The sequence below is a fragment of the Streptomyces ureilyticus genome (genome assembly GCF_011045025.1).
Classification (GTDB): domain Bacteria; phylum Actinomycetota; class Actinomycetes; order Streptomycetales; family Streptomycetaceae; genus Streptomyces; species Streptomyces ureilyticus.
Genome location: NZ_JAAKZX010000394.1, coordinates 1 through 3,634, shown reverse-complemented (window position 1 = coordinate 3,634; position 3,634 = coordinate 1). Strand labels below are relative to the sequence as shown.

General features: G+C 66.7%; 5 protein-coding genes and 1 pseudogene. 3 read left to right on the top strand and 3 right to left on the bottom strand.

The genetic code is table 11. The annotated features are described in order from the left end of the window. Positions 1 to 279: 279 nt before the first annotated feature. On the top strand, positions 280 to 1,161 hold the full coding sequence (locus tag G6048_RS47305) for a helix-turn-helix domain-containing protein (protein ID WP_165345786.1): 882 nt from the start codon (positions 280 to 282) through the stop codon (positions 1,159 to 1,161). A gap of 11 nt (positions 1,162 to 1,172) precedes the next feature. Beyond that, positions 1,173 to 1,403: a DUF397 domain-containing protein gene (locus tag G6048_RS47300; RefSeq protein WP_165345785.1), complete on the top strand. Its 231-nt coding sequence runs from the start codon at positions 1,173 to 1,175 to the stop codon at positions 1,401 to 1,403. A gap of 187 nt (positions 1,404 to 1,590) precedes the next feature. On the opposite strand, the pseudogene G6048_RS52275 reads toward G6048_RS47300, so the two are convergent. The 3 genes and pseudogenes from G6048_RS52275 to G6048_RS47290 all read right to left on the bottom strand — a co-directional run. Further along, positions 1,591 to 1,785 (bottom strand): annotated as a pseudogene (locus tag G6048_RS52275) (helix-turn-helix domain-containing protein); the annotation flags it as partial. A gap of 66 nt (positions 1,786 to 1,851) precedes the next feature. After that, positions 1,852 to 2,187: a peptidoglycan-binding domain-containing protein gene (locus G6048_RS51240; protein WP_328829079.1), complete on the bottom strand. Its 336-nt coding sequence runs from the start codon at positions 2,185 to 2,187 to the stop codon at positions 1,852 to 1,854. A gap of 286 nt (positions 2,188 to 2,473) precedes the next feature. Then, positions 2,474 to 2,773, bottom strand: a complete 300-nt coding sequence (locus G6048_RS47290; RefSeq protein WP_235991135.1) for an MmyB family transcriptional regulator — start codon at positions 2,771 to 2,773, stop codon at positions 2,474 to 2,476. Between the two features lie 14 nt (positions 2,774 to 2,787). Between G6048_RS47290 and G6048_RS47285 the strand changes: the two genes are divergently transcribed. After that, a complete protein-coding gene (locus tag G6048_RS47285) occupies positions 2,788 to 3,486 on the top strand; it encodes an SDR family oxidoreductase (protein ID WP_165345787.1) in 699 nt (232 codons plus the stop codon). Positions 3,487 to 3,634 lie beyond the last annotated feature (148 nt).

Sequence of the window (3,634 nt, the reverse complement as noted above, 5' to 3'; positions counted from 1 at the left end):
GTGGGGGTGGGCGTTGGGACTTGGAGGACTTTCCATGAGGGCTCCTGTTCGGGTTGGGCGTCTACGCGGTGACCAGATCCGGGCCTCGTCAACTGGCTTGAGGACGGGGGTACTTCCTCGTGACGCGGGGTGGTCGGGTTGATGCCGACGCTAGGGCCACGCTTAGGAAAGTTGCAACCGTGTACGCCTAGCTTCCCTCTCAAGGGTGACGCCCCTTCAGGGCGATGGACGCCGGCGCAATCCGCGCGACACACTGCGCAAAGTCACAGGGAGGACCGCATGCCACCAAGGACCAGTCCCAGCGAGCGTCAGCGACGTCTGGGAGCTGAGCTGCGCAAACTACGCATCCAGGCAGGGATGTCGGGTGATGCGGCTGCCGACCTCATCGATGCCGAGCGGACCAGGATCAGCCACATCGAGAGCGGTCGCGTCGATGTCCCGCGCAACGGGCTGTACAAGTTGCTACGCGCCTACGGTTGTCCGCAGGACGCCTACTTCGACGGCCTGATGGCGATGGCCCAGGAACGCGGGAAAGGTTGGTGGGGCGAGTTCTCCGACACTATCGGTCCCGCAGCCCGGGACCTGGCGGAGCTCGAATCGCGCTCGACCACGCTGCGCACGCAGGAGCCGCTGTTCATCCCGGGCCTGCTTCAGACCGAGGAGTACGCCCGTTCTGTACTGAGCGAAACGGAGAGCGATCTCCAACGAGTCGACAGGTACGTCGAGTTCCGACTGACACGGCAGCGCATCCTCACCGGGGACGCTCCCGTCGCCTTCCACGCCGTTGTCCACGAAGCAGCACTCCACGCCCATGTGGGCGGCCCAAAGGTGATGCGCCGACAACTGCTGCGGCTGATGGAGGTCTCGAGACTGCCCAACGTGACGGTGCGGGTCTTTCCCTACGAGGCAGGGGCCTACTCCGCATACAGCCAGGCATTTGCGATCTTCGGCGGCGCGACGCCTGAGCTGGACACGGTCTACCTGGAGCATCCGACGCACTCAATCTTCCTGCGGGATGGCGACCAACTCGACGAGTACGCCAAAATGTTCGAGCGGCTCTGCCAGCTGGCCTTGGCTCCCGTCGACCCCGAGTCGGCACCGGAGGCCCACAAGTCCCGCGACTCCCTGAGCCTCATCCAGCACGTCATGTACGCCCTCTGAAAGGGATCCCGATGCCCCAACTCACCTGGCAGAAGTCCTCGTTCAGCGGTGGCGGCGAGGGCAACTGCGTAGAGCTGGCGGCAACGCCCCCCGACCGCATCCACCTCCGCGAGAGCGACCACCCGCACAAGGTAGCCAGCGCAGCACCCCACGCCCTGGCGAACCTCCTGCACGCGGTCAGGGCCGGAAGCCTCAATGCCCCACCTTCGGTCTGGAACTCGCCCTCATCAATGGACGGTTGACTCACGGGCCCGCGCCTTCAAGCACGGCAACAGCGAGGGCTGGCTGGGTGACTTCCTGAGCCACTCCTGCGAGCTGGACCGGCTGCCGCGTCGACGGGACGTCCCGGTCGGATGCGGAGCACCCGGCCGGGACGCAGAACCAGTGCGGCGATGACCAGAGATCTTTGACAGCTGCCGTTACGGAGGTCGAGGCCAGGGCCCGCCGACCGCCCGCAGCCAACGCCCGCCGCCAGAGGTTCGCCGACATCCGGGTCACCCTGAACCGCCGGGCCACCTCCCGGTCACTGCCCCCGGCCTCGATCAAGTCAGCAGCCGCGAGCCGGACTTGCTCACGCCGAGCCCGTTCTTCGGCCGTCAATCCACCGCCATCGGGATACTTCATTCTCCCGGCACAGCGCGGCCCACGACAGCCGTCACGACGCGACGTAACCCGCACCATTAAAGATCTCTAGTCGACGGGCCACACGCCTTCCTTGTACTTCGGATTCGGGGACTGATCCGGGTGCAGGCACTTCCAGGTGTCTGGGCCCACGATCCCGTCCACAAGGATCCCGCACGCACTCTGGATACGGCGCATGGCCGCATAGGTGTCCGAACCGAAGTACCCGTCCTGGTTGATCAGCTTCCGGCCGCCGTGCAAGTCGTTCTGGGTGTTCCACAGACACTGGGCGTGCTTGACGGCGGACGAGTAGCGGTCGCTGCGGGTCAGTTCCGGGTGGCTCCCGCTGTACGGGCACGTTCCCGCCACCGGCTGCAGCCGGCCTAGTTCCACCTCACCTGCCACCGGGACGCTGTTCGAAGAGCTTACGAGCGCTACGACGGCGCCCAGAGCTACAGCAGTACTACCGATCTTGAACCGAATGCGCATGAGGTCAGTTCCCCCTGAGATGTCGATTACGGACGTGCGGGTCAAGTCGGCCGGGCCGCGTCCCCGGAACCTGACGCGCTCCGGGCAATCCCCCGCCTCATTCCGTGCGTCGCGCCTTTCGGCGCCGGGCGACTCATCGTCTGGTGACAGCGCGCGGCCGGAAACCTCAAAAGTTATAGGGCGTCGTCGAGGCGGTGCCGGGTCAGGTGGCGAGCTGCTGGTGGCCTATGACGGAGAGCAGTTCGAGCTTTCCCTGGCTGTCCGTGCCGGGGCGGGCGGGCAGTACCACCAGGGTCTGGGCGCGGTTCTCGGTGAACAGGACTTGGGCGTCGATGTCGATACGGCCGAGGTCCGGGTGGAGGATGGTCTTGCACTCCGCATAGCGCCGGGCGACCTCCCCGAGTTCCCACACGCGGGCGAACTCGGGGCTGATTTCGTGGAGTTCGGCGACCATACGGGCGGCCCGGTCGACGTCGCTGCCGGCCGTCAGCACGGCCCGCAGGTGGCACCTCGGGCATCGGGCTCGGCCTGGCGCTGCGGCTGCACGAGGCCGGCAACAAGGTGATCGTCGCCGGCCGCCGCAAGGAACTCCTGGATGAGATCACGACCGAGCATCCCGGCATCGCGGCGCTCGTCCTCGACGTCGCCGACCCCGCGTCGATCGCCCACGCCGCCGAGAGGGTGGCGGCCGCTCACCCGGACCTGAACGTCCTGGTCAACAACGCCGGCATCATGCTGCGCGAGAGCCTCCTCGACCCCGCCTCCCTCCAGGTCGCCGAGGACCACGTCGCGGTCAATCTGCTCGGCACGATCCGGATGACGTACGCCTTCCTGCCCCTGCTCACGGGCAAGGACGACGCGGTCGTCATGAACGTCACCTCGTCGATGGGCTTCGTGCCACTGGCGGTCACCCTGACCTACGGCGCGACCAAGGCCGCGCTGCACTCCTTCTCCGAGAGCCTGCGCGTGCAGCTCGCCGACAGCGGCGTCCAGGTGATCGAGGTGGTCCCGCCGGGTGTGCGTACCACCCTCATGGGCCAGCAGGACGACGAGAACGCCATGCCGCTGGAGGACTACCTCGCCGAGGCCGTGGACCTTCTGCGGGAATACCCCGATGCCAGGGAGATCGTCGTCGAGCGCGCCAGGTTCTTTCGCGACGCGGCGGCGAACGGTACGTACGACGAAGTCCTGGCCATGCTCAGCGATTTCCGCTGAGCGGCACCAGGCACACGGCACACGGCACACGGCACACGATGTTGTAGCGCCGCAGATCCTCGTATACGTACGGGGGTGCTCAGCTGCTACGAGTCAGCTCGGCCGCACTTCGGTGCCCTCCGCATGCAGCGCCCCCAGCCCCACAATC